Annotated in this window: 23 protein-coding genes and 1 riboswitch; of the genes, 14 read left to right on the forward strand and 9 right to left on the reverse strand. The window is 73.8% G+C overall.

Going from position 1 to position 24,247, the window contains the following annotated elements; genetic code table 11:
* Positions 1–2: 2 nt before the first annotated feature.
* The 3 genes from ACK8HX_RS06305 to ACK8HX_RS06315 are packed head-to-tail and all read right to left on the reverse strand — an operon-like array spanning position 3 to position 3,042.
* Entirely contained in the window at positions 3–1,538 is a 1,536-nt protein-coding gene (locus ACK8HX_RS06305; RefSeq protein WP_411939809.1) for a tripartite tricarboxylate transporter permease, read from the reverse strand.
* Positions 1,538–2,038 (reverse strand): tripartite tricarboxylate transporter TctB family protein, encoded by a 501-nt coding sequence (locus tag ACK8HX_RS06310; RefSeq protein ID WP_411939810.1) that lies wholly within the window; start codon positions 2,036–2,038, stop codon positions 1,538–1,540. Before ACK8HX_RS06310 ends, ACK8HX_RS06305 begins: the two co-directional genes overlap by 1 nt.
* Complete coding sequence (locus tag ACK8HX_RS06315) at positions 2,038–3,042, reverse strand: Bug family tripartite tricarboxylate transporter substrate binding protein (protein WP_411939811.1); 1,005 nt, start codon at positions 3,040–3,042, stop codon at positions 2,038–2,040. Before ACK8HX_RS06315 ends, ACK8HX_RS06310 begins: the two co-directional genes overlap by 1 nt.
* A 163-nt stretch (positions 3,043–3,205) precedes the next feature.
* Here ACK8HX_RS06315 and ACK8HX_RS06320 point away from each other — a divergent pair, with 163 nt between their 5' ends.
* Positions 3,206–4,822, forward strand: coding sequence for a sensor histidine kinase (locus ACK8HX_RS06320; protein ID WP_411939812.1), 1,617 nt, complete (start codon positions 3,206–3,208; stop codon positions 4,820–4,822).
* The gene (locus tag ACK8HX_RS06325; protein WP_411939813.1) at positions 4,819–5,499 is read left to right on the forward strand and encodes a response regulator; all 681 of its coding nucleotides are present in this window, start codon (positions 4,819–4,821) and stop codon (positions 5,497–5,499) included. The genes ACK8HX_RS06320 and ACK8HX_RS06325 overlap by 4 nt, the downstream gene beginning before the upstream one ends.
* Positions 5,500–5,589: 90 nt before the next feature.
* On the opposite strand, the gene ACK8HX_RS06330 is transcribed toward ACK8HX_RS06325, so the two are convergent.
* Positions 5,590–6,246 carry a GntR family transcriptional regulator gene (locus ACK8HX_RS06330; RefSeq protein WP_411939814.1) on the reverse strand — a complete coding sequence of 219 codons (657 nt, stop codon included), beginning with the start codon at positions 6,244–6,246 and terminating at the stop codon, positions 5,590–5,592.
* A gap of 76 nt (positions 6,247–6,322) precedes the next feature.
* On the opposite strand from ACK8HX_RS06330, the gene ACK8HX_RS06335 reads away from it, so the two are divergent.
* Genes ACK8HX_RS06335 through ACK8HX_RS06355 form a run of 5 tightly spaced genes read left to right on the forward strand, consistent with a single transcriptional unit; the run spans position 6,323 to position 10,648 of the window.
* Positions 6,323–7,414 carry an Ldh family oxidoreductase gene (locus ACK8HX_RS06335; RefSeq protein WP_411939815.1) on the forward strand — a complete coding sequence of 364 codons (1,092 nt, stop codon included), beginning with the start codon at positions 6,323–6,325 and terminating at the stop codon, positions 7,412–7,414.
* Positions 7,411–7,728 (forward strand): putative quinol monooxygenase, encoded by a 318-nt coding sequence (locus ACK8HX_RS06340; protein WP_411939816.1) that lies wholly within the window; start codon positions 7,411–7,413, stop codon positions 7,726–7,728. The genes ACK8HX_RS06335 and ACK8HX_RS06340 overlap by 4 nt, the downstream gene beginning before the upstream one ends.
* Positions 7,725–8,789: an isocitrate/isopropylmalate dehydrogenase family protein gene (locus ACK8HX_RS06345; protein ID WP_411939817.1), complete on the forward strand. Its 1,065-nt coding sequence runs from the start codon at positions 7,725–7,727 to the stop codon at positions 8,787–8,789. The genes ACK8HX_RS06340 and ACK8HX_RS06345 overlap by 4 nt, the downstream gene beginning before the upstream one ends.
* Before the next feature lie 39 nt (positions 8,790–8,828).
* Positions 8,829–9,263, forward strand: a complete 435-nt coding sequence (locus tag ACK8HX_RS06350) for a cupin domain-containing protein (RefSeq protein WP_411939818.1) — start codon at positions 8,829–8,831, stop codon at positions 9,261–9,263.
* A complete protein-coding gene (locus tag ACK8HX_RS06355) occupies positions 9,260–10,648 on the forward strand; it encodes an aldehyde dehydrogenase family protein (RefSeq protein WP_411939819.1) in 1,389 nt (462 codons plus the stop codon). The genes ACK8HX_RS06350 and ACK8HX_RS06355 overlap by 4 nt, the downstream gene beginning before the upstream one ends.
* A 38-nt stretch (positions 10,649–10,686) precedes the next feature.
* On the opposite strand, the gene ACK8HX_RS06360 is transcribed toward ACK8HX_RS06355, so the two are convergent.
* Both ACK8HX_RS06360 and ACK8HX_RS06365 read right to left on the reverse strand, forming a co-directional pair.
* Positions 10,687–12,237: an outer membrane protein assembly factor BamB family protein gene (locus tag ACK8HX_RS06360; RefSeq protein ID WP_411939820.1), complete on the reverse strand. Its 1,551-nt coding sequence runs from the start codon at positions 12,235–12,237 to the stop codon at positions 10,687–10,689.
* Between the two features lie 112 nt (positions 12,238–12,349).
* Entirely contained in the window at positions 12,350–13,114 is a 765-nt protein-coding gene (locus tag ACK8HX_RS06365) for an IclR family transcriptional regulator (protein ID WP_411939821.1), read from the reverse strand.
* A gap of 190 nt (positions 13,115–13,304) precedes the next feature.
* On the opposite strand from ACK8HX_RS06365, the gene hutH reads away from it, so the two are divergent.
* Positions 13,305–14,939: a histidine ammonia-lyase gene (gene hutH, locus ACK8HX_RS06370; protein WP_411939822.1), complete on the forward strand. Its 1,635-nt coding sequence runs from the start codon at positions 13,305–13,307 to the stop codon at positions 14,937–14,939.
* A 124-nt stretch (positions 14,940–15,063) separates the two neighbouring features.
* Here hutH and ACK8HX_RS06375 read toward each other — a convergent pair whose 3' ends face one another.
* The gene (locus ACK8HX_RS06375) at positions 15,064–15,777 is read right to left on the reverse strand and encodes a class I SAM-dependent methyltransferase (RefSeq protein WP_411939823.1); all 714 of its coding nucleotides are present in this window, start codon (positions 15,775–15,777) and stop codon (positions 15,064–15,066) included.
* Between the two features lie 185 nt (positions 15,778–15,962).
* Here ACK8HX_RS06375 and hutU point away from each other — a divergent pair, with 185 nt between their 5' ends.
* Entirely contained in the window at positions 15,963–17,618 is a 1,656-nt protein-coding gene (gene hutU / locus ACK8HX_RS06380; protein ID WP_411939824.1) for a urocanate hydratase, read from the forward strand.
* Positions 17,619–17,638: 20 nt separating this feature from the next.
* On the opposite strand, the gene ACK8HX_RS06385 is transcribed toward hutU, so the two are convergent.
* Positions 17,639–18,106: an aminoacyl-tRNA deacylase gene (locus ACK8HX_RS06385; RefSeq protein ID WP_411939825.1), complete on the reverse strand. Its 468-nt coding sequence runs from the start codon at positions 18,104–18,106 to the stop codon at positions 17,639–17,641.
* A gap of 160 nt (positions 18,107–18,266) precedes the next feature.
* Here ACK8HX_RS06385 and ACK8HX_RS06390 point away from each other — a divergent pair, with 160 nt between their 5' ends.
* Genes ACK8HX_RS06390 through ACK8HX_RS06405 form a run of 4 tightly spaced genes read left to right on the forward strand, consistent with a single transcriptional unit; the run spans position 18,267 to position 22,991 of the window.
* Positions 18,267–19,508: an allantoate amidohydrolase gene (locus ACK8HX_RS06390; RefSeq protein WP_411939826.1), complete on the forward strand. Its 1,242-nt coding sequence runs from the start codon at positions 18,267–18,269 to the stop codon at positions 19,506–19,508.
* A complete protein-coding gene (locus ACK8HX_RS06395) occupies positions 19,505–20,830 on the forward strand; it encodes a formimidoylglutamate deiminase (RefSeq protein WP_411939827.1) in 1,326 nt (441 codons plus the stop codon). Before ACK8HX_RS06390 ends, ACK8HX_RS06395 begins: the two co-directional genes overlap by 4 nt.
* The gene (gene hutI / locus ACK8HX_RS06400) at positions 20,827–22,065 is read left to right on the forward strand and encodes an imidazolonepropionase (protein ID WP_411939828.1); all 1,239 of its coding nucleotides are present in this window, start codon (positions 20,827–20,829) and stop codon (positions 22,063–22,065) included. Before ACK8HX_RS06395 ends, hutI begins: the two co-directional genes overlap by 4 nt.
* Positions 22,062–22,991: an alpha/beta fold hydrolase gene (locus ACK8HX_RS06405; protein ID WP_411939896.1), complete on the forward strand. Its 930-nt coding sequence runs from the start codon at positions 22,062–22,064 to the stop codon at positions 22,989–22,991. Before hutI ends, ACK8HX_RS06405 begins: the two co-directional genes overlap by 4 nt.
* Here ACK8HX_RS06405 and ACK8HX_RS06410 read toward each other — a convergent pair.
* Positions 22,984–23,262 (reverse strand): DUF4235 domain-containing protein, encoded by a 279-nt coding sequence (locus tag ACK8HX_RS06410; protein ID WP_411939829.1) that lies wholly within the window; start codon positions 23,260–23,262, stop codon positions 22,984–22,986. The two genes, ACK8HX_RS06405 and ACK8HX_RS06410, sit on opposite strands and share 8 nt — an antisense overlap.
* An 88-nt stretch (positions 23,263–23,350) precedes the next feature.
* Positions 23,351–23,453, forward strand: a riboswitch (TPP riboswitch).
* Positions 23,454–23,537: 84 nt separating this feature from the next.
* On the opposite strand from ACK8HX_RS06410, the gene ACK8HX_RS06415 reads away from it, so the two are divergent.
* Positions 23,538–24,242, forward strand: coding sequence for an ECF transporter S component (locus ACK8HX_RS06415; RefSeq protein ID WP_411939830.1), 705 nt, complete (start codon positions 23,538–23,540; stop codon positions 24,240–24,242).
* The last annotated feature ends 5 nt before the right edge of the window (positions 24,243–24,247 follow it).

A 24,247-nucleotide genomic window follows, 5' to 3' on the forward strand; every position in this document is an offset into this window, starting at 1 on the left:
CGTCACTGTCCTTCCCTGTTGGCCGGGACGGTGTCCCGGAGGTCGGTGTCGTCCCCGCGCCCGCGCCGGACCCGCCGGACGACCGGCGGCACGACGAGGATGAGGACGACGATGAGGTAGACCGTGCGGGCGAACCAGGTGTCGACGAGCCCGGTGACCGAGCCGTCGGCGATCTGCAGGGCCCGGCGCAGGCTCTCCTCCGCGGCGGGGCCGAGGATGATCGCGATGATCGCCGGCACGATCGGCAGGCCGTAGCGGCGCATGAAGAAGCCGAGCGCGCCGATGATGAGCAGCAGCCACAGGTCGAAGCTCTGCTTGTTCGCGGCGTACGCCCCGATGCTGGCGAAGAACAGGATGCCGGCGTAGAGGTAGTGCCGCGGGATGTGGAGCAGGCGGGCCCAGACCGTCGCGAGCGGCAGGTTGAGCAGGAGCAGCACCGTGTTGCCGATGAACAGGCTCGCGATGAGGCCCCACACCAGCTCGGGGTGCGTCTGGAGCAGGCGCGGGCCGGGCTGGATGGCGTAGGTCTGGAACGCGCCCAGCATGATCGCCGCGGTGGCGGTCGTCGGGATGCCGAGGGTGAGCAGCGGAACGAGGCCACCGGCGGCGGACGCGTTGTTCGTCGCCTCCGGGCCGGCGACGCCCTCGATGGCGCCCTTCCCGAACTCCTCCGGGTGCTTGGTCAGCTTCTTCTCGGTGACGTAGGAGAGGAACGTCGGGATCTCGGCGCCACCGGCGGGGATCGCCCCGAACGGGAACCCGATCGCCGTGCCGCGCAGCCACGCCGGCCACGACCGGCGCCAGTCCTCGCGCGACATCCGCGCCGCCTTGACCTTGATGACCTGCACCGGCGAGCGGCGCAGGTGGGCCGCGACCCACAGCGCCTCGCCGACCGCGAACATCGCGACCGCGACGACGACGACGTCGATCCCGTCGGCGAGCTGCGGGATGCCGAACGTGAGCCGCTGCTGGCCCGACGTCAGGTCGATCCCGACGAGCCCGATGGTCAGGCCGATGCCGAGCGAGGCCAGCCCGCGGACCTTCGAGGAGCCGAGGACGCTGGTGACCGCGATGAACGCCAGCACCATGACCGCGAACAGGTCGGGGTCGCCGAGGCCGATGGCCACCTTGACGATCTGCGGGGCGACCAGGGCGAGCAGGAGGGTGCCGATGGTACCCGCGACGAAGGAGCCGACCGCTGCCGTGGCCAGTGCGGCGGCTCCTCGGCCCGCCTTGGCCATGAGGTTGCCCTCGATCGCCGTGACCACCGACGCGCTCTCGCCCGGGGTGTTGAGCAGGATCGACGTCGTCGAACCGCCGTACATGCCGCCGTAGTAGATGCCGGCGAACATGATGAGCGCCTGCTGGACGTCGAGCGAGGTCGTCAGCGGCAGGAGCAGCGCGATCGTCATCGCCGGGCCGATGCCGGGGAGGACGCCGATCGCCGTGCCGAGGACGACGCCGACCACCGCGTAGAGGAGGTTGAGCGGGGTCAGCGCGGTGGCGAACCCCTCGATGAGGCCGTTGATGCCGTCCATCACAGGATCCCTTGGAGGAGACCGGCCGGGAGCTTCAGGCCCAGGCCGAGGAAGAAGAGGTACCAGGTCCCCACGGAGAGGACGAGCGCGATGAGCGCCTGCCGCACGTAGTGCCGCCCGCCGAGGGCGAAGGTGGCGCCGAAGAACAGCACCGCCCCGGTGATCGGCCAGCCGAGCAGGTCGATGAACAGCGCGTTGAAGGCGAACGCGGCCACGAGGAGGCCGATGGTGCGCCAGTCGCTGCCGTGGGAGAGGTCGACGTCCTCGCCGCCCTCGGGCTCGCCCCGCCCGCCGCGGACGAGGTCCACGACGAGCAGGACGGCCATGGCGAGGAGCAGGAGCCCGACCGCCACCGGCACGGTGCTCGCGCTCACGGGCCCCCGCGAGGCGGTGTCGCCGAGCCGCAGCCCGTCGATGATCGCCCAGCTGCCGAGGGCCGCGAGGAGGAGGGCCACCCCGTACTCGGAGCGGCCCCCCTTCGCGGACGTGACGTCGGACATCAGGCCAGGCCCAGTTCCTTGAGGACGCCGGCGACCCGGTCGTTCTCGCTCTGCAGGAACGTGCCGAACTCGTCACCGGTCTGGAACGCGTCGGCCCAGCCCTGGTCGGTGAGCGTCTTCTTCCACTCGGCCGAGTCGTGCATCTTGGTGAGCAGGTCGATGTACTGCTGCTTCTTGGCGTCGGAGAGGCCGGGAGGGCCGACGATGCCGCGCCAGTTGGTGAACTCGAGGTCGACGCCCTGCTCCTTGAGGGTCTTGGCGTCGACGCCCTCGACCGGCTCGGCGCTGGTCACGGCGAGGATCTTCACGTCGCCGGACTTGGCCTGCTCGGCGACCTCGCCGACGCCGGTGGCCGCGAAGGCGACCTTCTTGCCGAGCACGCCGGTGAGCAGCTCGCCGCCACCGTCGTAGGCGACGTAGTTGACCGTCTTCGGGTCGATGCCGACCGCCTTGGCGAGCAGCATCGGGGTCAGGTGGTCGGGTCCACCGGGGTTGGACGCGCCGCCGACGGGCACCTTGCCCGGGTTGGCCTTCCACGCCGCGACCAGGTCGTCGAGGGTGTTGTACGGCGAGCCCTTCGGCACGACGATCGCCTCGGACTCCTCGATGAGCTTCGCGATCGGCACGGTGTCCTGGAGGGTCGCGGCCGACTTGTTCGTGTAGACCGCGCCGACGACGCCCAGGCCCATCTGCATGAGGAGGTCCTCGGACCCCTTCTCGTTCACGAGGCGCTGCAGGCCCACGGTGCCACCGGCCCCCGCGGTGTTGAAGACCTCGATGGTCTCGGAGAGCTTGGCGTCCTGCATCGCCTTAGCGGCGGCGCGGGCGGTGACGTCGTAGCCGCTGCCGGGGGAGTTGGGGACGAGGATGCGCAGGCCGGTGACCGGTCCGGCGGACGACGCGGTGCCGGCGTCGGGCTCCTCCGAGCTGACGCCGCATCCGGTGAAGAGCAGGCCCGCGGCGACGGCCGCGGCCGTCATCTTGAGCGAGGTGCGAAGGCGCACGATGACTCCTTTGTCTCGTTTGGGGTCCGACCTCGCGGTCGGTCTCCTCCGAGGGTGGAGCCCGCCGCCGCACCTGTCACCGTTGCGCACGCAAACAGCATTGTGTGCATTCTGCTCAGCCCGTTCTTGGCGCCCGGGACCCTTCATCTGCCACGATCCGGCCATGAGCGGTCGCTGGAGCCCGCGCCTCCTGACCCGCAGGACGACGCTGGTCGGGCGGATGCTCCTCATGCAGCTGGGCATCGTCCTCATCGTCCTCGTGGGGGTCGCCGGTGTCTCCGTCGCGCAGTCGCAGGAGCGGCTCAAGGACACCGAGGGGCGCCGCGCCCTCGCCGTCGCCGAGGGGCTCGCGGACAACCCCGGCGTGCGCGAGGCGGCGGCGTCGGTCGACGACGTGTTCAGCAGCCAGGCGCAGTCCGTGGTCCAGATCGGCAAGCAGTTCTCGGGGTCGAGCGCGGTGATGATCGCCGACACCGACGGGCGCGTCATCGCCTCCTCGGAGCCGCTCCCGCGGGAGGGCGAGGTGCGCATCCAGATGTCCGTGGCGATGCAGGGACGCTCCTGGGTCGGGACCGAGGAGGGCACCGGCTCGGCGATGGCGATGGTGCCGGTCATCAGCCCGCAGACCCGCCGGACCGACGGGGTCGTCGCCGTGGTGCGCGACTACCCCTCGATCGTCGACGACCTCGGGGCCGCGATGCCGAGCCTGCTCACCTACCTCGGGATCGCCAGCGTGCTGGGGGTGGCCGGGTCGCTCCTGCTCGCCCGGCACGTCAAGCGCCAGACGTTCGGGTTGGAGCCGCCGGAGATCGCCGGGCTCGTCGAGCAGCGTGAGGCGCTCCTCCACGGCCTCAAGGAGGGCGTCATCGCCGTCGACCTCCAGGGGGTCGTGACGATCGTCAACGACGAGGCGGCCCACCTGCTCGGCATCCCGCAGACCTCGACCGGTCGGACCCTCGCGGAGATCGACCCGAGCGGTCGGGTCGCCGACATCTTCGAGAACCCGCACCCGGCGACCGACCAGGTCGTCCCGATCAACGGGCGCCTCGTCACGCTCAACCGGCGGCCGGTGCAGAGCCGCGGGCGGCCCATCGGCTTCGTCGTGACGCTGCGCGACCGGACCCAGATGCTCGAGCTGCAGAACGAGCTCGACCGCACGCTGCAGGCCACCGACACCCTGCGCGCGCAGGCGCACGAGTTCAGCAACCGGATGCACGTCGTCAGCGGGCTCATCGAGCTCGAGCAGTACGACGACGTCCGCGCCTACGTGCGCCAGCTGACCGCCGACCGCACCCAGTGGTTCACGAGCGTGGGCTCGGTCGTCAAGGACCCCGCGGTCGCCGCCCTCGTCATCGCCAAGGCGAGCCAGGCCACCGAGCGCGGCGTGACCTTCCTCATCGACGAGGGCACGGCGCTGCCCCGGCTCGACGAGCAGCTGTCGGCCGACGTGACGACCGTCCTCGGCAACCTCGTCGACAACGCCATGGACGCCGCCGCCGACTCGCAGGACCCGACGGTGCGGGCGACGTTGCGGCTGGAGGGTGACGAGGTGGTCGTCGTGGTGCGCGACTCGGGCCCCGGCGTCGACGAGCGGGTGGGTGCCGGCGTGTTCCGGAAGGGGTTCAGCACCAAGGCGACCCGACCGGGCGGGCGCGGGGTGGGCCTGACCCTCGTGCGGCTCATCTGCACCAAGCGCGGGGGAGCGGTGACCGTGGCGAACGACAACGGCGCCGTGTTCACGGTGCGCCTCCCGGTGCGGCGGCCGGCGGTGGCGTCGTGACCCGGGTGCTCGTCGTCGACGACGACTTCATGGTCGCGCGGCTGCACTCGAGCGTCGTCGCACGGCAGCCCGGGTTCGAGCTCGCGGGCGTGGCGAAGACCGGGGCCGAGGCGCTGCGTGCGGCGCGGGAGACCCGGCCCGACCTCGTCCTCCTCGACGTCTACCTCCCCGACATGACCGGGCTCGACGTCCTCAAGCGGCTGCGGGAGCCGGGGATGCCGCCGGTCGACGTCATCATCATCAGCGCGGCCCGCGACCTCGACACGCTGCGCAGGGCGATGCACGGCGGGGTGTTCCAGTACCTCGTCAAGCCGTTCGAGATCGACTCGCTGCGCGACCGGCTGTCCGAGTACGCACGGCACCGCGCGACGATCACGAACCTCGAGGACGTGTCGCAGGCCGACATCGACCGCGTGTTCCGAACCCGGGCGACGACGCAGGAGTCGCTGCCGAAGAACATCAGCGCCGAGACGATGGTGCTGATCTCCGACGCCCTCTCGGCCGCGGGGCCCGAGGGGCTGTCCGCCACGGACGCCGCCGAGGCGACCGGGCTCTCGCGCAGCAGCACCCGGCGCTACCTCGACCACCTCGTCGACACCGGCGTCGCGATGATGCGCCCGAGGTACGGGGCGGCCGGCCGTCCCGAGCGCCGCTACCACCCGGTCGGCCTGCCGTAACGCCGACCCGGTGTCCCGTCCCCGGTCGAGGTATTCGGCCAGGCACTGGGGCCGCCGGAATACCTCGACCGCGAGGCCGGGGCAGGACCTTCAGCCGGGGAGGTCCTCGCCGATGGATGCCAGGGCGGCGTCGCGGGCGCGCAGGACGTGGTCCTCGGCGGCCGCCCGCGCCCCGGCGGGGTCGCGCGCCACGAGGGCGGCGAGGATCGCCCGGTGCTCCTCCAGCGCCGCCTGCCGGCGCTCGTCGCTGCTGTTGGAGTAGCGCCGGTAGCGCACCATGTGGCCGTCGATCTGGGCGTGCAGCCGCTCGGCCCAGCCGTGCCCGGCGGCCCGGGCGATCCGCGCGTGGAAGTCGTGGCCGGCGTTCATCGCGTCCTCGGGGATGTCGACGAGCCGTTCGTTGCGCGCCACGAGCGCCCGCAGGTCGCGCTCGTCGTCGTCGGTGAGCCGCACGGCGGCCTCCGCGGCCATGAGCCCCTCCAGCGCGCCCCGCACCCCGTAGAGCTCGGCGACGTCGGTGGCCGACACCCCCCGCACGACCATGCCGCCCGTGGGGAGCTGCTCGAGGAGGTCCTCGGCGAGGAGGAGGCGCAGCGCCTCGCGCAGCGGGGTGCGGCTGACCTTCATCAGGGCCGACAGCTCGGGTTCGTAGAGGCGTCTCCCCGGTTCGAGCTCGAGGGCGAGGATGCGCCGGCGCAGCTCCTCGTAGACGAGCCGGCCCCCCGACGTGCGGCGTGCCTCGACCATGCCCCGGACCCTTCTTGCGTACTTGTATACAACTATGCTTCCATCATAGCGACCCACCCGGAGGGAGGCCAGCACCGTGACCGTCACCAGCGACACCCACGGCACCCGGACCGTCGCCCCAGACGCCCTGCGCACCTTCGCGACGGCGGTCCTGCAGGCCCACAGTGTCCCCGAGCCGGACGCCGCCCTCCTCGCCGACACCCTCGTCGTCGCCGAGCTGTGGGGGCACGCCTCGCACGGGATGCTCCGCCTGCCGTGGTACCTCGAGCGGCTGCGCAGCGGTGCGACGGAGACCGTGACCGAGCCCGAGGTGGTGCGCGACCACGGCGCCGTCGTCGTCCTCGACGGGCGCCACGGCATCGGCCAGGTCGTGACGAGCCGTGCCGTCGACCTCGGCGTGGAGCGGGCCCGTGCGCACGGGGTCAGCGCGGTGGGGGTCCGCAACAGCGGGCACTTCGGCACCGCCGCCTACTTCACGAGGCGCGCCGCGGAGGCCGGCTGCGTCGCCGTCCTCTCCACGAACGCGAGCCCCGCGATGGCGCCGTGGGGCGGGCGGACGAAGGCGGTCGGCACGAACCCCTGGTCGATCGCGGCCCCCGCCGGCCGCCACGGGGTCGTCGTCATGGACCTCGCGAACACGGCCGTCGCCCGCGGCAAGGTCCACCTCGCGGCCGAGCGCGGCACCGGCATCCCGGAGGGGTGGGCCGCCGACGAGCACGGCACCCCGACGACCGACGCCGACGCGGCGATCCACGGACTCATCCTCCCCATGGCCGGGCCGAAGGGCTACGTCATCGCGTTCATGATGGACGTCCTCTCCGGCGTCCTGACCGGCAGCGCCTACGGCGACGGCGTCGCCGGCCCCTACACCCCGGAGGGGCGCAGCGGCGCCGGCCACCTCCTCCTCACCGTCGACGTCGCCGCGATGGCCGAACCGGCCGAGTTCGCGGCGCGGATGGAGGACCTCGTGGACCGCACGCGCGCCACCCCGACGGCCGACTGGGCCGACCGGGTGCTCGTCCCGGGCGAGCTCGAGGACGCGACCGCGGCGCGCCTCGCCACGGCCGGCATCCCCGTCGCCGACACCACCTGGGACAACCTCACCCGGCTCTCCGGCGAGACCGGCGTCGACCTCCCCACTCCGCTCACGAAGGAGCCCTCCGCATGATCGCCCTCGTCGTCTCCCTCCACGTGGTCCCCGAGCACCTCGATGACTTCCTCGCAGCCATCGGGGAGAACGCCGAGCGCTCCGTCGCCGACGAAACGGGCTGCCTCTGGTTCGACGTCGTGCAGGACACGGCCGACCCGCACCACTTCCACTTCTACGAGCTGTATGCCGACGAGGACGCGCTCGCGGCCCACCGGAGTGCCCCGCACTTCGCGCAGTGGCGTTCCGCCGCGGACCGGTTCGTCGTCCCCGGCAGCCAGGTCAACACCATCGCCGAGCGACGCTTCCACCACGGCGGAGGTGACGCGCCGTGAGGATCCTCGCCCTGCCCGGCGACGGCATCGGGCCCGAGATCACCGCCGTCACCCTCGACGTCCTCGCCGAGCTCGCCCGGCTCACCGGCGTGGCCCTCGACGTCGAGACCCGGGACATCGGGCTCGCCTCGCTCGCCGCCGTCGGCACGACCCTCCCTGATGACGTCCTCGCCCTCGTCCCGCAGGTCGACGGCACCGTCCTCGGGCCGGTCTCGCACTACGAGTACCCGGCGACGGAGCAGGGCGGGCTCAACCCCTCGGCCGTCCTGCGCACCCGGTTCGGGCTGCACTCCAACGTCCGCCCCTGCCGCTCGCTCGACGACCTCAGTGTCCTGCGCGAGCCGATGGACCTCGTCATCGTCCGGGAGAACACCGAGGGCTTCTACTCGGACCGCTCGATGTTCGCCGGCTCGGGTGAGTTCATGCCGGATGCCGACAGCGCCTTCTCGATCCGCAAGATCACCAGGAAGGCGTCGGAACGCGTGGCGCGCACCGCGTTCGAGCTCGCGGCCACCCGGCGCCGGCACGTCACCGCCGTGCACAAGGCCAACGTCCTCAGGCTGAGCGACGGGCTCTTCCTCCGCGCCGTCCGGGAGGTGCGCGAGGAGTTCCCCGACGTCGGGTACCGCGAGCTGATCGTCGACGCCACGGCCGCACGCCTCATCCGGGCGCCCGGTGAGTTCGACGTCGTCGTCACGACGAACATGTTCGGCGACATCCTCAGCGACCAGGCCTCCGAGCTGTGCGGCAGCCTCGGGCTCGGCGGCGCCGTGAACCGGGGCGACGACCTGTGCGTGGCGCAGGCCCAGCACGGCTCCGCCCCCGACATCGCCGGTCAGGGCGTCGCCAACCCCACCTCGCTGCTGCTGTCCACCGCCATGCTCCTCCGGTGGCACGGCGAGAGGTCCGACGACGCGGCGCTCGTCGCCGCCGCGGGCCGCCTCGAGGCAGGCGTCGACGCGGTGCTCCGTGACCCCTCCTCCCGCACGCGCGACCTCGGCGGCACGTGCTCCACAGCCGGCTTCGCCGACGCGCTGCTGACCCGGCTCCGCTCCGCCTGAACCCCTCTGTCCCCGCCCCATCTCCCCGAGAGGACACCCATGACCCCCCAGCCCAAGGCGCCGAACCTGCTCATCACGCCGGAGGACGTCGTGCCGTTCGACCGCGGCAACGGCGTCGTCACCATCCCGTACGTGGGCAGGTGGAACTGCGAGACCAACCGGGTGACGACGGGCCAGACCCGGTTCGCGCCCGGCACCGGTCTCCCGCTGCACAGCCACAACGTCGAGGAGTCGGTGCTCGTCCTCGAGGGTGAGGCCCTCGCCGAGATCGGCGACGAGTCCTTCGACCTCGTTGCGGGACAGGCCACCTGGGTCCCCGCGGGGATCCCCCACCGCTTCCACAACCGGGGCGAGGGCACGATGCGCATCTACTGGGTCTACGGGGGGCGCGACGTCACCCGGACCATCACCGCGACCGGCGAGACCTTCGAGCACCTCTCCGAGAGCGACCGGGGCGGGCTCCGCGCGACATGAGCATCCTCACCGTAAACCCGGCCGACGGCACGACCATCGCCTCGTACGAGCCGATGACGGGTGCGGAGGTCGAGGCCGCCGTCGCCGCAGGAGCCGCGGCCGCGGCCTCCTGGGGGAGGGTGCCCGTGGCCGAGCGCGCCGCGCGGCTCACCGACCTCGCCGGCCTGCTCCGGGCCGAGGCCGACGGCCTCGCCGCGCTCGTGACGCGGGAGATGGGCAAACCGCTCGCCGAGGCCCACGGCGAGGTGGACAAGTCGGCGGTCACGGCGGAGTACTACGCCGCCCACGCCCCGGCGTTGCTCGCCGACAGCCCGGTCGACCTCGGTCCGACACCGACGCGGGCCTGGGTCGCCCACGAGCCGGTGGGGCTCGTCCTCGCGGTCATGCCGTGGAACTTCCCGGTGTGGCAGGTCATGCGGTTCGCCCTCCCGACGCTGGCCGCCGGCAACGGCGTCCTCCTCAAGCACGCCCCGAACGTCACCGGCTGCGCGCTCGCGATGGCCGACCTCGCCGCCCGGGCCGGCTTCCCCGCCGACCTGGTCACGGCCCTCGTCGTGGCCGAGTCCGACGTCCCGGAGACGGTCGCCCGGCTCATCGAGGACCCGCGGGTCGCCGCGGTCACCCTCACCGGCAGCAACCGCGCCGGCGAGATGGTGGGCGCCGCCGCGGGCCGGGCGTCCAAGCCGTCGGTGCTCGAGCTCGGCGGGTCGGACGCGTTCGTCGTCCTCGCCGACGCCGACGTCGAGGCCGCTGCGGCCGCCGCGGTGCGGTCGAGGTTCACCAACTCCGGCCAGAGCTGCGTGTGCGCCAAGCGGTTCGTCGTCGAGGCACCGGTGGCGGAGGCGTTCACGGCGGCGTTCGTCGCTAGCGTCCGCGCCCTCGTCCAGGGTGACCCGACGGACCCGGCGACGACCGTGGGCCCGCTGGCACGACGCGACCTGCGCGACGCCCTCCAGCGGCAGGTCGACGCCTCCCTGGCTGCGGGTGCCGAGCTCGCCACCGGGGGCCGGGGCGTCGACGGGCCGGGCAGCTTCTACGAGCCCACCGTGCTCCTCGGGACCGGTCCGGGGATGCCGGTGTTCGACGAGGAGACCTTCGGCCCCGTCGCCGCCGTCGCGGTCGCCCGCGACGAGGACCACGCGGTCGAGCTCGCGGACGCCACGGACTACGGCCTCGGGCTGAGCGTCTGGAGCGGGTCGACCGAGCGGGCCCTGGCCGTGGCACGACGGGTCACCTCGGGCGCCGCGTTCGTCAACGCGGTCGTCGCGTCCGACCCGCGGGTGCCCTTCGGCGGGACCAAGCGCAGCGGCTACGGGCGCGAGCTGGCCGCCGCCGGGCTGCACGCGTTCACGAACACCCGGACCTACTGGGTCGCCGCCGGCTGAGGACGAGAGCCCTCAGCCGGCGACGTGGACCCTGCGGCTCAGCCGAGGCCGAAGGCGAACAGCTTGTTGTTCGGGGTGCCGAAGCCGAAGTTGCTGTAGCCGGAGCCCCAGTAGACGGTGCCGTTCGAGATGGCCGCGCCGGACAGGCACGAGCCGCCGCTCGCGAACCGCCACAGCTCGCTGCCGTCGGCCGCGTCGAGGGCGTACATGTGCCCGAGGGGGTCGAGGGAGCACCCGAAGACGACGCCGTTGGCCGTCGTCACCGGGCCGGACGTCGAGCCGCCCTGCGAGGGTCGTGCCTCCCAGACCAGCTCGCCGGTCGCGGCGTCGAGCCCGCTCCACACACCGGTGTTCGCGCCGTTCCAGGAGACGCCACCGCTGTTCGCGTTCGCGGTGTAGACACGGCGCCCGTCCGTGGCCGAGCCCCACTGGAGCCCACCGGCCGTGCCGCCGGGACCGGCCTGGGTCACCCACACGACCGCACCGGTCGCGGGGTCGAGCGCCCAGTACTGGCCGCTCTTCTGCCCGGCACCGACGAGCTCACGCCCCTTCATCGGCCCGCTCGCGACGGTGAACAGGTTGGGGGCCTGGCCGAAGTCGTAGTCGGGCCCGGCCGGCTCGGGGCAGTTCGACCCGTCCCCGATGAACGGGATGCAGTCGACCGTCCAGGCGTCGAAGTCCAGCGCCTTGGTCACCCACTTCACGGCACCGGTGCGCATGTCGAGCGCCACGATCGCGTCGAAGTAGTTGTCCGCCGGGAGGCAGGCCGCGCGGCCCTCCGGGGTCGTCGCCGCCGCGACGCACGCGAGGGTCTCCGGCGGGGCGTCGTAGTTGTTGCCGGTGGCGACGTAGACGGTGCGCCGCTTGGTGTCGATGGCCGGCGAGCTGCCCCACACCGCGTTGCCCGGGAAGTTCGCGGGGGTCATGTAGGTGCGCCAGAGGATGGCTCCGGTCCTCGCGTCGAGGGCCAGCATGCTGCCGCGGAAGGAGCAGCACGGGTAGCCGGGGACGACGGCGGAGAGCAGCTCCTCCTGGCTGGCCACCCCGACGTAGACGACGCCGTCGAACACCGTCGCCGACTGCGTGATGATCGCCGCCGGGTGCGTCTCCACCTGGGTCCGCCACAGCAGGGCGCCGGTCGCCTTGCTCACCGCGACCACGGCTCCGCCGCCGCCGAACGGGCCCTGGTTGCCGATGACGAGCGAGGTGTCCGTCAGGGCCGGCGTGGCGCGGAACTTGTCGAAGCCGACGCCGGTGAGCGTGGAGGCCGTCGTGCGCCACACCTGCTGTCCGGTCGCCTTGTTCACGGCGTAGAGGTTGCCCCGCCAGTCCGGGACGTAGACGTTCTGGCCGTCGACGGCCGGCGTCGCCGACACGTCGCCCTCGGTCGTGAACGCCCACTTGGTGGTCAGGCCGGAGACGTTGGCCGCCGAGATCTTCGACTCGCTCGCGGCGAACCGGGTGTTCTGCCGGTCACCGCCGGCCGTCGTCCAGCCGTTGCCCCCCGGCGCGGCCACCGCCTGGCCCCCGACGAGGAGCGCTCCTGCCGCCCCGGCCGCCACTGCCACACGCCAACGCCACGTCCTCATGGGACCGTCCTCTCGACAAGGAGATGGCCCGGCCGCCGTCGACCGGGCCACCTGTCAACGTATGACCCTCCCGGACGGGGCGTCCATGGCCCGACCGGGGGGTCGGTACCCCTCAGCGAGTAGCCCGTCCGAGCCGGGTCGACAGGCTCGCGGCCGCCTTGCGGACGGCTGCCACGAGCAGGGCGGTCGTCGCCGCATCCACGTCCACCTGCGGAAACGTCACCGCCACCCCGGCGACGGGGTAGTCGTTGTGGTCGAGCACCGCGGCGGCCACCGACCCCAGCCCGGGGGTGACGAGCCCGTCCTCCACGGCATGGCCGCGCTGGCGCACCGCCTGGAGCTCGGCGCGCAGCCGGGTCGTCGACGACGGGCCGCGGCCGTCGCGCTGCACGAGGGCGGCTCGGTCGGGGTAGAGCGCGCGGACCTGGGCGGCGGGAAGGGCGGCCAGCATCGCCATCCCGGAGGCCGTCAGCGCGGCGGGGAGGCGGACACCGACGTCGGTGACGAGGAGCGGCCGGCCGGGCGCCCGCTGCTCGATGACGTAGAGGACGTCACGGCCGTGGAGGACCGCGAGGTGGGCGTTGTGGCCGGTGGCCTCGGCGAGGCGGTCCATGACGCCGCGGGCCATCCGCTCGAGCGGGGCCTGGCGCTGGTACGCCGAGCCGAGCTCGTAGGCCGCGATCCCGAGCCCGTAGCGGCGCTCCTCGGGCAGGTGGCGCACGTAGCCACGGTCGACGAGGACGCTGAGCAGGTGGTAGACGCTCGAACGGGGCAGGCCGAGGTCGCGGGCGATGGCGGCAGCGGGCACCGGTTCGCCGCGGCGGGCGATGAGGGCGAGGACGTCGAGGGCGTGCCCCGCGGCCGGTGCGTTGGCCATGGCGCCATCCTCGCACCCCGCGGGTCCGCCTCGTCAGGCCTCGTCGTCGAGCGCCTCGGGGCCCACGGTCCGCCACCCGGGCCGCAGCCCCTCCCCGTCGTCGCCGCTGGTACAGCCGGGTCTTGGATCCGAGACATGACGCGGCCCCTCGTGGTGGTCCCGCCCCGCCGTCGGCGCTGCAATGGGAACCATGAGCGACGAGACCTCCCGCGAGCGGATGCCGACCTCCTACCGGGCCGGCGGTCCCGCCACGGACGTCGCCTCGGCCGACGCGGTCCCCGGGCTCGAGCCGGTCGTCGTCGGGGGCGGACCGCTCGTCATCGAGGACGTGGTCCGGGTGGCACGCGACGGGGCCCCGGTCGTCGTGGCCCCGGCCGCCCTCGAGGAGGTCCGGCGCACCCGCGAGGTCGTCCGCGGGCTCGCCTCCGACACCCAGCCGCACTACGGCGTCTCCACCGGGTTCGGCGCGCTCGCGACGCGGCACATCCCCGTCGACCTGCGCCACCGCCTCCAGCGCTCGCTCATCCGCAGCCACGCCGCGGGGTCCGGGCCGGAGGTCGAGCGGGAGGTCGTCCGCGCCCTGATGCTGCTGCGCGTCGCCACGCTCGCGACCGGGCGCACCGGCATTCGCGAGGAGACCCTGACCACCTACGTCGGGCTGCTCAACGCGGGCATCACGCCGGTCGTCCACGAGTACGGCTCGCTCGGCTGCTCCGGCGACCTCGCCCCCCTCTCGCACTGCGCCCTGGCGCTCATGGGGGAGGGGCCGGTGCGCGACTCGAAGGGGGAGGTCGTCGAGGCAGGTGCCGCGCTGGCGGCCGCCGGCCTCGCGCCCGTCGAGCTCGAGGAGAAGGAGGGCCTGGCGCTCGTCAACGGCACCGACGGGATGCTCGGGATGCTGTGCCTCGCGCTCCACGACCTGCGCGAGCTGCTCGTCGTCGCCGACGTCGCCGCGGCCATGTCGGTCGAGGGCCTGCTCGGCACGGATGACGTCTTCGCCGCGGACCTCCACGCCCTGCGGCCCCAGCCGGGTCAGGCGGTGTCCGCCGCGAACATCCGAAAGGTGATGGCGCACAGCCAGATCCGCGAGTCGCACCGCACCGAGGCGTGCACTCGGGTCCAGGACGCCTACTCGCTGCGGTGCGCCCCCCAGGTCGCCGGTGGGGTCCGTGACACCGTCGACCACGCCGCCCGGGTCGCGGCGTTCGAGCTCGCGAGCGCCGTCGACAACCCGGTCGTCACCCCGGACGGTCGGGTCGAGAGCAACGGCAACTTCCACGGGGCGCCCGTGGCGTACGTGCTCGACTTCCTCGCGATCGTCGCCGCCGACCTCGCCTCGATGTCGGAGCGGCGCACCGACCGCTTCCTCGACGTGGCACGCAACCACGGCCTGCCGCCGTTCCTCGCCGACGACGCCGGTGTCGACAGCGGCCACATGATCGCGCAGTACACCCAGGCGGCGATCGTCTCCGAGATGAAGCGCCTCGCCGTCCCCGCGTCCGTCGACTCCATCCCGAGCTCGGCGATGCAGGAGGACCACGTCTCGATGGGGTGGTCGGGCGCCCGGAAGCTGCGCCGGTCGGTCGACGGGCTGGCCCGCGTCCTCGCGGTCGAGGTCCTCACCGCCGCCCGCGGCCTCCAGCTGAGGGCGCCGCTCGCGCCGGCACCTGCGACCGGTGCGGTCGTCGAGGCCCTCGTCGCCGCGGGCGCCTCCGCCCCGGGCCCGGACCGCTTCCTGGCGCCCGAGGTGGAGGTCGCCCGCCGCCTCGTCACCGACGGCACGGTCCGCCGCGTCGCCGAGGCCCACACCGGCCCCCTCGCCTGACCCCGCCCCCGAGGTCCCCGTGGCCCCGTGGTCCTCGTGGTCCTCGTCGCGGACCGTGGGTGATAACCGTCGCCAGGGCGACGATCTTCACCCACGTCCGCGCGGGCGTGCGGCGGGGCGGCCCTCAGGCGGGGCGGGTGACCCGCACGACGAGGTCGTCGCTGTGGTGCGCTCCGGCGCCGCCGTCGATGACGCGCGCGCGTCGCTCGTCGACCGCGACGGTCCAGCCCTCGGGCACACCCGCGGCGACGTCGGCCGGGGAGAGCAGCTCCGCCGGGTCGAAGCCGTGGGCGCGGGCCCGCTCGGGGTCGACGTCGGCGTGGTGCACGACGAGCAGCGACCCGCCGGGGGCGACGAGCCGGGTGAGGGCGGCCAGCGGGTCGGTGTCATGGAAGAGCGTCGAGTAGAAAGCCGACACGAGGTCGAACTCCCCTGTCCCCAAGGTGGTTTCGACGCCCGAGAGCTCGCCGTGCACGCAGGTGACGTCGACCCCGGCGGCCTCCGCGACGGCACGCGCCCGGGCGAGGGCGACCCCGGACGGGTCGAGCCCCACGACCTCCCATCCCCGGCGGGCGAGCCACACGGCGTCCGCACCCTCGCCGCACCCGACGTCGAGGGCACGACCCGGCGGCAGCGCCGACGCCTCGACGACGAGTGCGTGGTTGGGTGCGCCGCTCCAGATCCCCGACGCGTTCTCGCCGTAGCGGGCGTCCCACTCGGCCTCGCCGGGCCGGGTCCCGTGGGCGTGGCCGCTGGCGAACACCCCGTCGTGCACGTGCCCGCCGCGGTGGTCTCGGCCGGTCGGGTGGCCACCGGTCGGCGGCTCGGCTGCTGTCATGGGTGCGAGTCTGCCCCGACACCCCGAGTCGTGTGCTCAGGTGGCCGCCCCGGCGGCCACCTGAGCACACGACTCGAGAAGGGCACGGGGCCGGGGTCTCGGATCGCAGACACGCTCCGGGCTCGAGGGGTCCCGCCCACCACGCGCCGCCCCCACAGTGGAACCACCAGACGAAGGAGACGGACATGGACGGCGCCCGCCCCGTGCGCAGCCCCCGCGGCACCACCCTCACCGCCCGCCAGTGGTCGACCGAGGCGCCGCTGCGGATGCTCATGAACAACCTCGACCCCGAGGTCGCCGAGCGTCCCGACGACCTGGTCGTCTACGGCGGCACCGGCCGGGCGGCCCGCGACTGGCGGTCCTTCGACGCGATGGTCCGCACCCTCCAGGACCTCAGGGCCGACGAGACGATGCTCGTCCAGAGCGGCCGCCCCGTCGGCGTCATGCAGACCCACGAGTGGGCGCCGCGCGTCCTCATCGCCAACTCCAACCTCGTCGGCGACTGGGCCACCTGGCCCGAGTTCCGCCGCCTCGAGCACCTCGGCCTGACGATGTACGGCCAGATGACGGCCGGCTCGTGGATCTACATCGGCACCCAGGGCATCGTCCAGGGCACCTACGAGACCTTCGCCGCGGTGGCAGAGAAGCGCTTCGGTGGGACGCTGGCCGGCACCCTGACCCTCACCGGCGGGTGCGGCGGGATGGGTGGTGCGCAGCCGCTCGCGGTCACCCTCAACGGCGGGGCCTGCCTCATCGTCGACGTCGACGAGAGCCGGCTGCGCCGCCGGGTCGAGCACCGCTACCTCGACGAGGTGGCCGACTCCCTCGACGACGCGGTCGACAAGGCGCTGGCGGCCAGGGCCGAGCGCCGCGCGTGGTCGGTCGGGGTCGTCGGCAACGCGGCCGAGGTGTTCCCCGAGCTGCTCCGCCGCGGGGTCGCCGTCGACGTCGTCACCGACCAGACGAGCGCCCACGACCCGCTCAGCTACCTGCCCGAGGGGGTCGGCCTCGACGAGTGGGCCGAGTACGCGGAGAAGAAGCCCGAGGAGCTCACCGACCGCGCCCGGGCCTCGATGGCGAGGCACGTCGAGGCGATGGTCGGGTTCATGGACGCCGGCGCCGAGGTCTTCGACTACGGCAACTCGATCCGCGACGAGGCCCGCCAGGGCGGCTACGACCGCGCCTTCGACTTCCCGGGCTTCGTCCCGGCCTACATCCGGCCGCTGTTCTGCGAGGGCAAGGGCCCGTTCCGCTGGGCGGCCCTGAGCGGCGACCCCCGGGACATCGCCGCCACCGACCGGGCCGTCCTCGACCTCTTCCCCGACAACGACCGCCTCCAGAAGTGGATGCGCGGCGCTGCCGAGAAGATCGCCTTCCAGGGCCTGCCCGCCCGCATCTGCTGGCTCGGCTACGGCGAGCGCGACAGGGCCGGCGAGGCGTTCAACGACCTCGTCGCCCGCGGTGAGGTCAGCGCGCCCATCGTCATCGGCCGCGACCACCTCGACTGCGGCTCGGTCGCCTCGCCGTACCGCGAGACCGAGGCGATGCTCGACGGCTCCGACGCCATCGCCGACTGGCCGCTCCTCAACGCCCTCGTGAACACGGCGTCAGGCGCGAGCTGGGTCTCGATCCACCACGGAGGCGGCGTCGGCATCGGGCGCTCGCTGCACGCCGGTCAGGTGTCACTGGCCGACGGCACCCCGCTCGCCGCCGAGAAGCTGCGCCGCGTCCTCACGAACGACCCGGGGATGGGCGTCATCCGCCACGTCGACGCCGGGTACGACCGGGCCGAGGAGGTCGCGGCCGAGCGCGGCGTCCGCGTCCCGATGCGCGAGGGCTGACCCCGCGACGGTCGACGGCCCTAGGCGGGGTCGGTGACGTCGGCGACCTCGGCGCCGAGGGCCCGGACGGCGTCGTCGGCCCCCAGCGTGGCCGCGACGCCGTGCGCGCCGGCCCCGATGGAGACCCGTCGGCCGGTCATCGTCGCGTCGGCGATGACGGGCCAGGCGGTCGTCGAGCCGAACGGCGTGATCGTGCCCCGGACGTAGCCGGTCACGGAGAACGCGGTGTCGGCGTCCGGCATCGACATCCGGTTGACGCCCAGGTGCGTCCGCAGCTTGGGCCACGAGATCTCGCGGTCCCCGGGGACGAGCACGAAGAGGAAGTCGCCCTCCCCCCGCCGCACGACGAGGGTCTTGACGATGTCGCGCGGCTCGACCCCGCGGGCGGCCGCGGCCTCCTCCAGCGAGCCCACCCGGCCGTGGCGGGTCACCTCGTGGTCGATCCCGGATGACGCCAGCGCCGCGAGGGCGCGCTCCTCACCGTCCATGGACCCAGCCTAGGCAGTCCTCGCGGGGCGGGACGCGCCCGACGACGTGGACCGGAGATCACGCGTCCGGACGGGGCCTGACGTTGCACAATCTGGCACCCGAGACAATGCGGCCGCCGCTACGCCCCCACCCACCGAGCCGAGTTGGTGGAATGTCCTCATGTCGTCGACGCCTCCAGCAGACGGGGCCGCCACGGGGTTCCGCCGCATGTGGCGGGACCTCGAGGCCATGGGGCGCGACGCAGGCAGCGGGGGCTACCACCGCTTCGCCCTCACGCGCACCGACTCCGACCTCCGCGAGTGGTTCGAGGGCGAGTGCAGCGACCGTGGCCTCGACGTCACCACCGACCGCGTCGGCAACCAGTGGGCCTGGTGGGGCGACGCGGATGCCGCCGTCGCGACCGGCGACCCCGGGGTCGTCATGGGGTCGCACCTGGACTCCGTCCCCGACGGCGGCGCCTTCGACGGTCCGCTCGGCGTGGCCGGCGCGCTGGCCGCCGTCGACCGCCTGCGCGCGAGCGGCTTCCGGCCGAGCCGGCCGATCGGTGTCGTCAACTTCACCGACGAGGAGGGGGCCCGGTTCGGCGTGGCCTGCGCCGGCTCGCGCGTGCTCACCGGCGCCCTCAGCCCCGACCGCGCCCGCTCCCTCACCGACAGCGACGGCATCTCGATGGCCGAGGCGATCCGCTCGGCCGGCCGCGACCCGCTCCACCTCGGCCGCGACGACGAGACCCTCGCCCGCATCGGGACCTTCGTCGAGCTGCACATCGAGCAGGGCCGGGCCCTCGTCGACCTCGGTCACGCCGTGGGCGTCGGCAGCGACATCTGGCCGCACGGGCGCTGGCGGTTCGACGTCCCGGGGGAGGCGAACCACGCCGGTACGACCCGTCTCGAGGACCGCGAGGACGCCATGCTCGGCCTTGCGGCCGCGGTCATCGCCACGCGCCGGGCGGCCGAGACACACGGCTGCGTCGCCACGGTCGGGCGGGTGCACGTCGTCCCCGGAGGCGTGAACGCCATCGCGTCGCGCGCCACCGGCTGGCTCGACGCCCGGGGCACGGTCGCGGATGCGGTGCTCCGCGTCGTCAACGAGGTGCGCGAGGTCGTCCACGAGTTCGACGGCCTCGTCACCCAGGAGTCGTGGACGCCGACGACCGACTTCGACCCCGTCCTCGCCCGCCGGGTCGCCACGCTGCTCGGCGGTGCGCCCGTCATCGGGACGGGTGCCGGCCACGACGCCGGCATCCTCGCCAACGACGGCGTCCGCACGGCGATGTTGTTCGTGCGCAACCCGACCGGCGTCTCGCACTCCCCGGACGAGTGGGCCACCGCCGACGACTGCCTCGCCGGCGTCGACGCCCTCGCGTCCGTCGTCACCGACCTCGCCGGGGCGGGTGCATGACCGCGTTCTGGTGCGAGCATGCCGTGCTCCCCGGTGGTGTCCGGCGGTCCGTGCGCGTCCTCACCCACCTCGGCCGGATCAGCGAGGTGCTCGTCGGGGCCACGGCCGAGCCGGATGACGTGCGCCTCGCCGGCGTCGTCCTGCCGGGCCTCGCCAACGGGCACAGCCACACCTTCCACCGGGCCCTGCGAGGACGCACGCACGACGACGGCGGCAACTTCTGGACCTGGCGTGACGCCATGTACGGCGTCACCCGCAACCTCGACCCCGAGAGCTACCACGCCCTCGCCAAGGCGGTCTTCGCCGAGATGCTCCTCGCGGGGTACACGGCGGTCGGTGAGTTCCACTACGTCCACCACGCGCCGGGCGGGCGCCGCTACGCCGACCCGAACGTCATGGGCAAGGCCCTCGTCGCGGCGGCCCGCGAGGTCGGCATCCGGCTCACCCTCCTCGACACCTGCTACCTCGCCGGGGGCCTCACCGCCGACGGCCACCTCGAGCTCGACGAGGTCCAGCAGCGGTTCAGCGACGGCACCGTGCAGGCCTGGGCCGAGCGGGTCTCGGCCCTCTCCGACGACGCGACGACCCGCATCGGCACGGCGGTGCACTCGGTGCGCGCGGTGCCCGGCGACGACCTCGCCGCGGTCGGCGCGCTCGCCGGACCCGACGGCCGCCCCCTCCACGTCCACCTGTCCGAGCAGCCCGGTGAGAACCTCGCCTGCGAGGGCTTCTACGGCTGCTCGCCGACCGAGCTCCTCTCCGGCGAGGGGCTGCTCGGGCCCGCGACGACCGTCGTGCACGCGACCCACCTCTCCGACAAGGACGTCCAGCTGATCTCGGGAGCGCGCTCGACCGCGTGCTTCTGCCCGACGACCGAGCGCGACCTCGCCGACGGCATCGGGCCGGCCCGCCGCTTGGCCGACGCCGGCGTCCCGATCTCGCTCGGCTCCGACCAGCACGCCGTCATCGACCCCTTCGAGGAGGTCCGCGGCGTCGAGATGCACGAGCGGCTCGAGACCCTCGAGCGCGGCCGCTTCGACCCCTCCTCCCTCCTCGCGATGGCGACCATCGACGGCTACCGCTCGCTCGGCTGGGACGGTGGGGGGCTCGTCGCCTCTGGTCAGCTCGCCGACCTCGTGGCCGTCCGCCTCGACAGCGCCCGGACCGCGGGGGTCCCCGCCGACCGGGTCCTCTACGCGGCGACCGCGGCCGACGTCACGGACGTCGTCGTCCACGGTGAGCACGTCGTCCGCGGTGGCGTCCATCGCGCCGGTGACGTCGGGCGGATGCTCGCCGACGCCATCTCGGCGGTCCGGCGGTGACCGCGGGTCCCATCGGAGCCGGTGCCCGGTCGACCCTCGTCACGAACATCGGCGAGCTCGTCACCTGCGCCGGGCCCGACGGCGACACACCGGTTCTCGGCCCGGTCGTCCCGGCCCAGGAGCGGATCGGCACCGTGAGGGACGCTGCGCTCGTGGTGGAGGAGGGGCGGGTCGCCTGGGTCGGCCGGGCAGCAGCGGCCCCGGTCGCCGACCGCCGCGTCGACGTCGGTGGTGCCGCCGTCGTCCCCGGGTTCGTCGACAGCCACAGCCACCTCGTGTTCGCTGGTGACCGGTCGGCCGAGTTCACCGCACGGATGGCCGGGACGCCCTACGACGGAGGGGGCATCGGCGTCTCCGTGGCGGCGACGAGGGCCGCGTCCGATGACGAGCTGCGAAACCTCCTCCGGGCCCGGGTCGCCGAGATGCGCTCTCTCGGAACGACGCTCGTTGAGATCAAGAGCGGCTACGGCCTCGACGTCGAGCACGAGGAGCGCTCGCTGCGACTCGCGCGCGAGGTCACCGAGGAGACGACCTTCCTCGGGGCGCACGTCGTGCCGCCCGAGGCGCGCGGGGACGCCGCCGGACGCGCGGCCTACCTCGACCTCGTCACCGGCCCGATGCTCGCCGCGTGCGCCCCGCACGCCCGGTGGGTCGACGTCTTCTGCGAGCCGGCCTCGCCGTACGCCTTCACCGAGGGCGAGTCACGCCGCGTCCTCGAGGCGGGCCGCGGGGCCGGGCTCGGCCTGCGGGTCCACGGCAACCAGCTGTCGCCGGGACCGGGGGTGCGCCTCGCGGTCGAGCTCGGCGCGGCATCGGTCGACCACTGCACCTTCCTGTCGGACGACGACGTCGAGGCCCTCGCGGGCGCGGCGGGGACCACCGTGGCCACCCTCCTGCCCGGGGTCGAGTTCTCGACGCGGATGCCGTGGGTCGACGCCCGGCGGCTCGTCGACGCAGGCGTCGACCTCGCGCTCGCCAGCGACTGCAACCCGGGGACGTGCAACACGGCCTCGATGCCGTTCGTCATCGCGCTCGCGGTGCGCGAGATGCGGATGACGGCAGCCGAGGCGCTCGTCGCCGCAACGGTGGGCGGCGCCCGGGCGCTGCGGCGCGAGGACGTCGGGCGGGTCGCCGTGGGCGCGCGGGCCGACCTCGCCGTCCTCGACGCCCCGAGCCACGAGCACCTGGCCTACCGGCCGGGCATGCCCCTGGCCCGCGCCCTCGACCTGGGCTGAGCCGCACCCCTTCCCCGGGGCCGCGACGTGCGGGACCGTGGGGCGCGAGGAGGTCCACATGGCCGAGCGCACACGGGTCCGCCGAGGGACGTCGGCGACCGGGATGGACCACGCCTCGTGGGGCGACGGCCCCCGCACCCTGCTCTACCTCGGCGGCGGTCCGGGGGGCAGCGTGCCCTCGGGTCGCCTGTCGCGCAGCACCGAACGGTGGTTCGCACCCGTTCGTCGAGGCGGGGTACACCGTCTGCTACGTCAGCCGGCGACGGGGGATGCCGCGCGGCCACACCGTGGAGGACGTCGCCGACGACGTCTCCGGCTTCGTCCGGGAGCAGCTCGGGGGCCGGGCCGACCTCGTCGTCGGGGTCTCCTACGGCGGGATGGTCGCCCAGCTGCTCGCCGCCCGGCACGGCAGGCTCCTGGGACGCGTCGCGCTCGTCGCCTCCGCCGCCCGCGTGAACGACTGGGGGAGGGACGTCGACGCCCGGCTCGCGGCCGCCGTCGAGCGCGGCGACCGGTCGCTGGCCGGGGCGACCTTCGGCGAGTACGTGCTCCCGGCCGCCCGCTGGCGGTGGCTGCGGCGCCTCGCGGGTCCGCTGCTGGGCCGGATGCTGATGTCCGGGCGCGACCACCCCGCATCGGACGTCGTCGTCGAGGCCGAGTCGGAGGTCGCCTTCGACGCGCGACCCGTGCTGCCCGGCATCCGGGTTCCCGTCCTCGTCCTCTGCGGTGACGAGGACCAGTTCTTCGCGGCCGACGTCGTCGCCGAGACGGTGCGGCTCGTCCCCGGTGCCCGGTTCGTGGGCTACCCCGGCCGAGGGCACCTCTGGGTCGCGTCGTCGCGGCAGGTCCCGCGCGACATCCTGCGCTGGCTCGCGGAGCAGCCGGGGCCTGCGGCGACGGAGGCTGCCGAGGGCGACCTCAGCTGACGGGCTCCTCGGCGATCTCCTTCGGGAGGTGGCCCGCCGACTTCGCGTAGTACGCGGCGGCCTTGCGCTCGGTGAAGGTGCGCGCCACGCCGACGGCGAGGCCGGTGATGGCGGCGTACGCGACGGCCTTGGCGAGGGGGGCGTCGGGGTCCTTGGGGTTGATCTCGTCCTTGAGGGCCCTGCCCCACACGGCGTTGACGAGCTTGGTCGCGACGACCCCGGCGAGGATGGCGCTCCCGGTTCCGAGAACCTTCCAGGCGAGCGGTCCCATGTGTCGTCCTCCAGCGTGGTTCGGGGTCGCCGGAGGGGCCTCCGACGCGGGTCTCCCTACCCTATGCCCGCGGGTATACGCTGTCCGAGTCCAACGACAGGGGAGCGCTCCGGCGCTGAGAGTGCGGCTCGCCGCAGACCCTCGAACCTGATCCGGTTAGCACCGGTGTAGGGAGTCGGGAATCTCAGGTGCACCCCCGGCACACCCGCCAGGCGTGGCCTGCGAGGTGCCGGGAGTGTCCCTCTCCGAGGTGTCCACACCACGGGAGAACACACATGGCAACCCAGCTCACCGAGCCGACGGCCCGCCGCCGCGGCTCCATCACGGCCACCGCACCCCTCATGGGGTGGCGGACGGTCGACATCCTCACGATCGCCTTCCTCGGCGCGGCCCTCGGTGTCGCGTTCTGGGGCTGGGGGATCCTCTACAACGGGCCGATCACCGCCCTCAAGCTCGGCTACGCCCCGCTCAACGGCCTGTTCGTCGGCACCTGGTTCCTCGCCGGGGTCGTCGGCGGACTGGTCGTCCGGCGGCCGGGCGCGGCGCTGTTCTGCGAGGTCGTCGCGGCGCTCGTCTCGATGCTGCCGGGCACCGAGTGGGGCGCGACCGTCCTCGTCTCCGGCATCCTCCAGGGCCTCGGCGCCGAGCTCGCGTTCGCGATCTTCGGCTACAAGGCGTTCGGGGTCGTCGCGGCCTCGCTCGCCGGGGTGCTGTCGGCGCCGCTCGAGTGGGCCTTCGAGGTCGTGAGGTTCCCGGCGTCGTGGGCCGACGTGCCGGTGCTGTCGGTCCTCGCGAACGGCGGCGGCTGGTACGCCGAGTGGGTCCTGCGCGACAAGCTGGCCTACCTGCTCGCGATGGGTGTCTCCGGCGCCGTGCTCGCCGGTGTCGTCGGCTGGCTGCTCACCCGTGCGCTCGCCCGGGCCGGGGCGCTGTCCGCGTTCCCGGCGGGGCAGGAGCACCGGGAGTCCCACGCTGTCTGACCCCC

This window comes from Oryzobacter faecalis (assembly GCF_046764005.1).
In the GTDB taxonomy this organism is placed as follows: domain Bacteria; phylum Actinomycetota; class Actinomycetes; order Actinomycetales; family Dermatophilaceae; genus Oryzobacter; species Oryzobacter faecalis.

Bases quoted from the DNA above. Each gene is read 5' to 3' on its own strand.
- hutH (WP_411939822.1), top strand. From the start codon at position 13,305: ATGAGCGACGAGACCTCCCGCGAGCGGATGCCGACCTCCTACCGGGCC.
- ACK8HX_RS06320 (WP_411939812.1), top strand. From the start codon at position 3,206: ATGAGCGGTCGCTGGAGCCCGCGCCTCCTGACCCGCAGGACGACGCTG.
- ACK8HX_RS06310 (WP_411939810.1), bottom strand. From the start codon at position 2,038: ATGTCCGACGTCACGTCCGCGAAGGGGGGCCGCTCCGAGTACGGGGTG.
- ACK8HX_RS06355 (WP_411939819.1), top strand. From the start codon at position 9,260: ATGAGCATCCTCACCGTAAACCCGGCCGACGGCACGACCATCGCCTCG.
- ACK8HX_RS06415 (WP_411939830.1), top strand. From the start codon at position 23,538: ATGGCAACCCAGCTCACCGAGCCGACGGCCCGCCGCCGCGGCTCCATC.
- ACK8HX_RS06375 (WP_411939823.1), bottom strand. From the start codon at position 15,777: ATGACAGCAGCCGAGCCGCCGACCGGTGGCCACCCGACCGGCCGAGAC.
- ACK8HX_RS06410 (WP_411939829.1), bottom strand. From the start codon at position 23,262: ATGGGACCGCTCGCCTGGAAGGTTCTCGGAACCGGGAGCGCCATCCTC.
- ACK8HX_RS06350 (WP_411939818.1), top strand. From the start codon at position 8,829: ATGACCCCCCAGCCCAAGGCGCCGAACCTGCTCATCACGCCGGAGGAC.
- ACK8HX_RS06330 (WP_411939814.1), bottom strand. From the start codon at position 6,246: ATGGTCGAGGCACGCCGCACGTCGGGGGGCCGGCTCGTCTACGAGGAG.
- ACK8HX_RS06360 (WP_411939820.1), bottom strand. From the start codon at position 12,237: ATGAGGACGTGGCGTTGGCGTGTGGCAGTGGCGGCCGGGGCGGCAGGA.
- ACK8HX_RS06305 (WP_411939809.1), bottom strand. From the start codon at position 1,538: ATGGACGGCATCAACGGCCTCATCGAGGGGTTCGCCACCGCGCTGACC.
- ACK8HX_RS06395 (WP_411939827.1), top strand. From the start codon at position 19,505: ATGACCGCGTTCTGGTGCGAGCATGCCGTGCTCCCCGGTGGTGTCCGG.
- hutU (WP_411939824.1), top strand. From the start codon at position 15,963: ATGGACGGCGCCCGCCCCGTGCGCAGCCCCCGCGGCACCACCCTCACC.
- ACK8HX_RS06365 (WP_411939821.1), bottom strand. From the start codon at position 13,114: ATGGCCAACGCACCGGCCGCGGGGCACGCCCTCGACGTCCTCGCCCTC.
- ACK8HX_RS06390 (WP_411939826.1), top strand. From the start codon at position 18,267: ATGTCGTCGACGCCTCCAGCAGACGGGGCCGCCACGGGGTTCCGCCGC.
- ACK8HX_RS06385 (WP_411939825.1), bottom strand. From the start codon at position 18,106: ATGGACGGTGAGGAGCGCGCCCTCGCGGCGCTGGCGTCATCCGGGATC.
- ACK8HX_RS06340 (WP_411939816.1), top strand. From the start codon at position 7,411: ATGATCGCCCTCGTCGTCTCCCTCCACGTGGTCCCCGAGCACCTCGAT.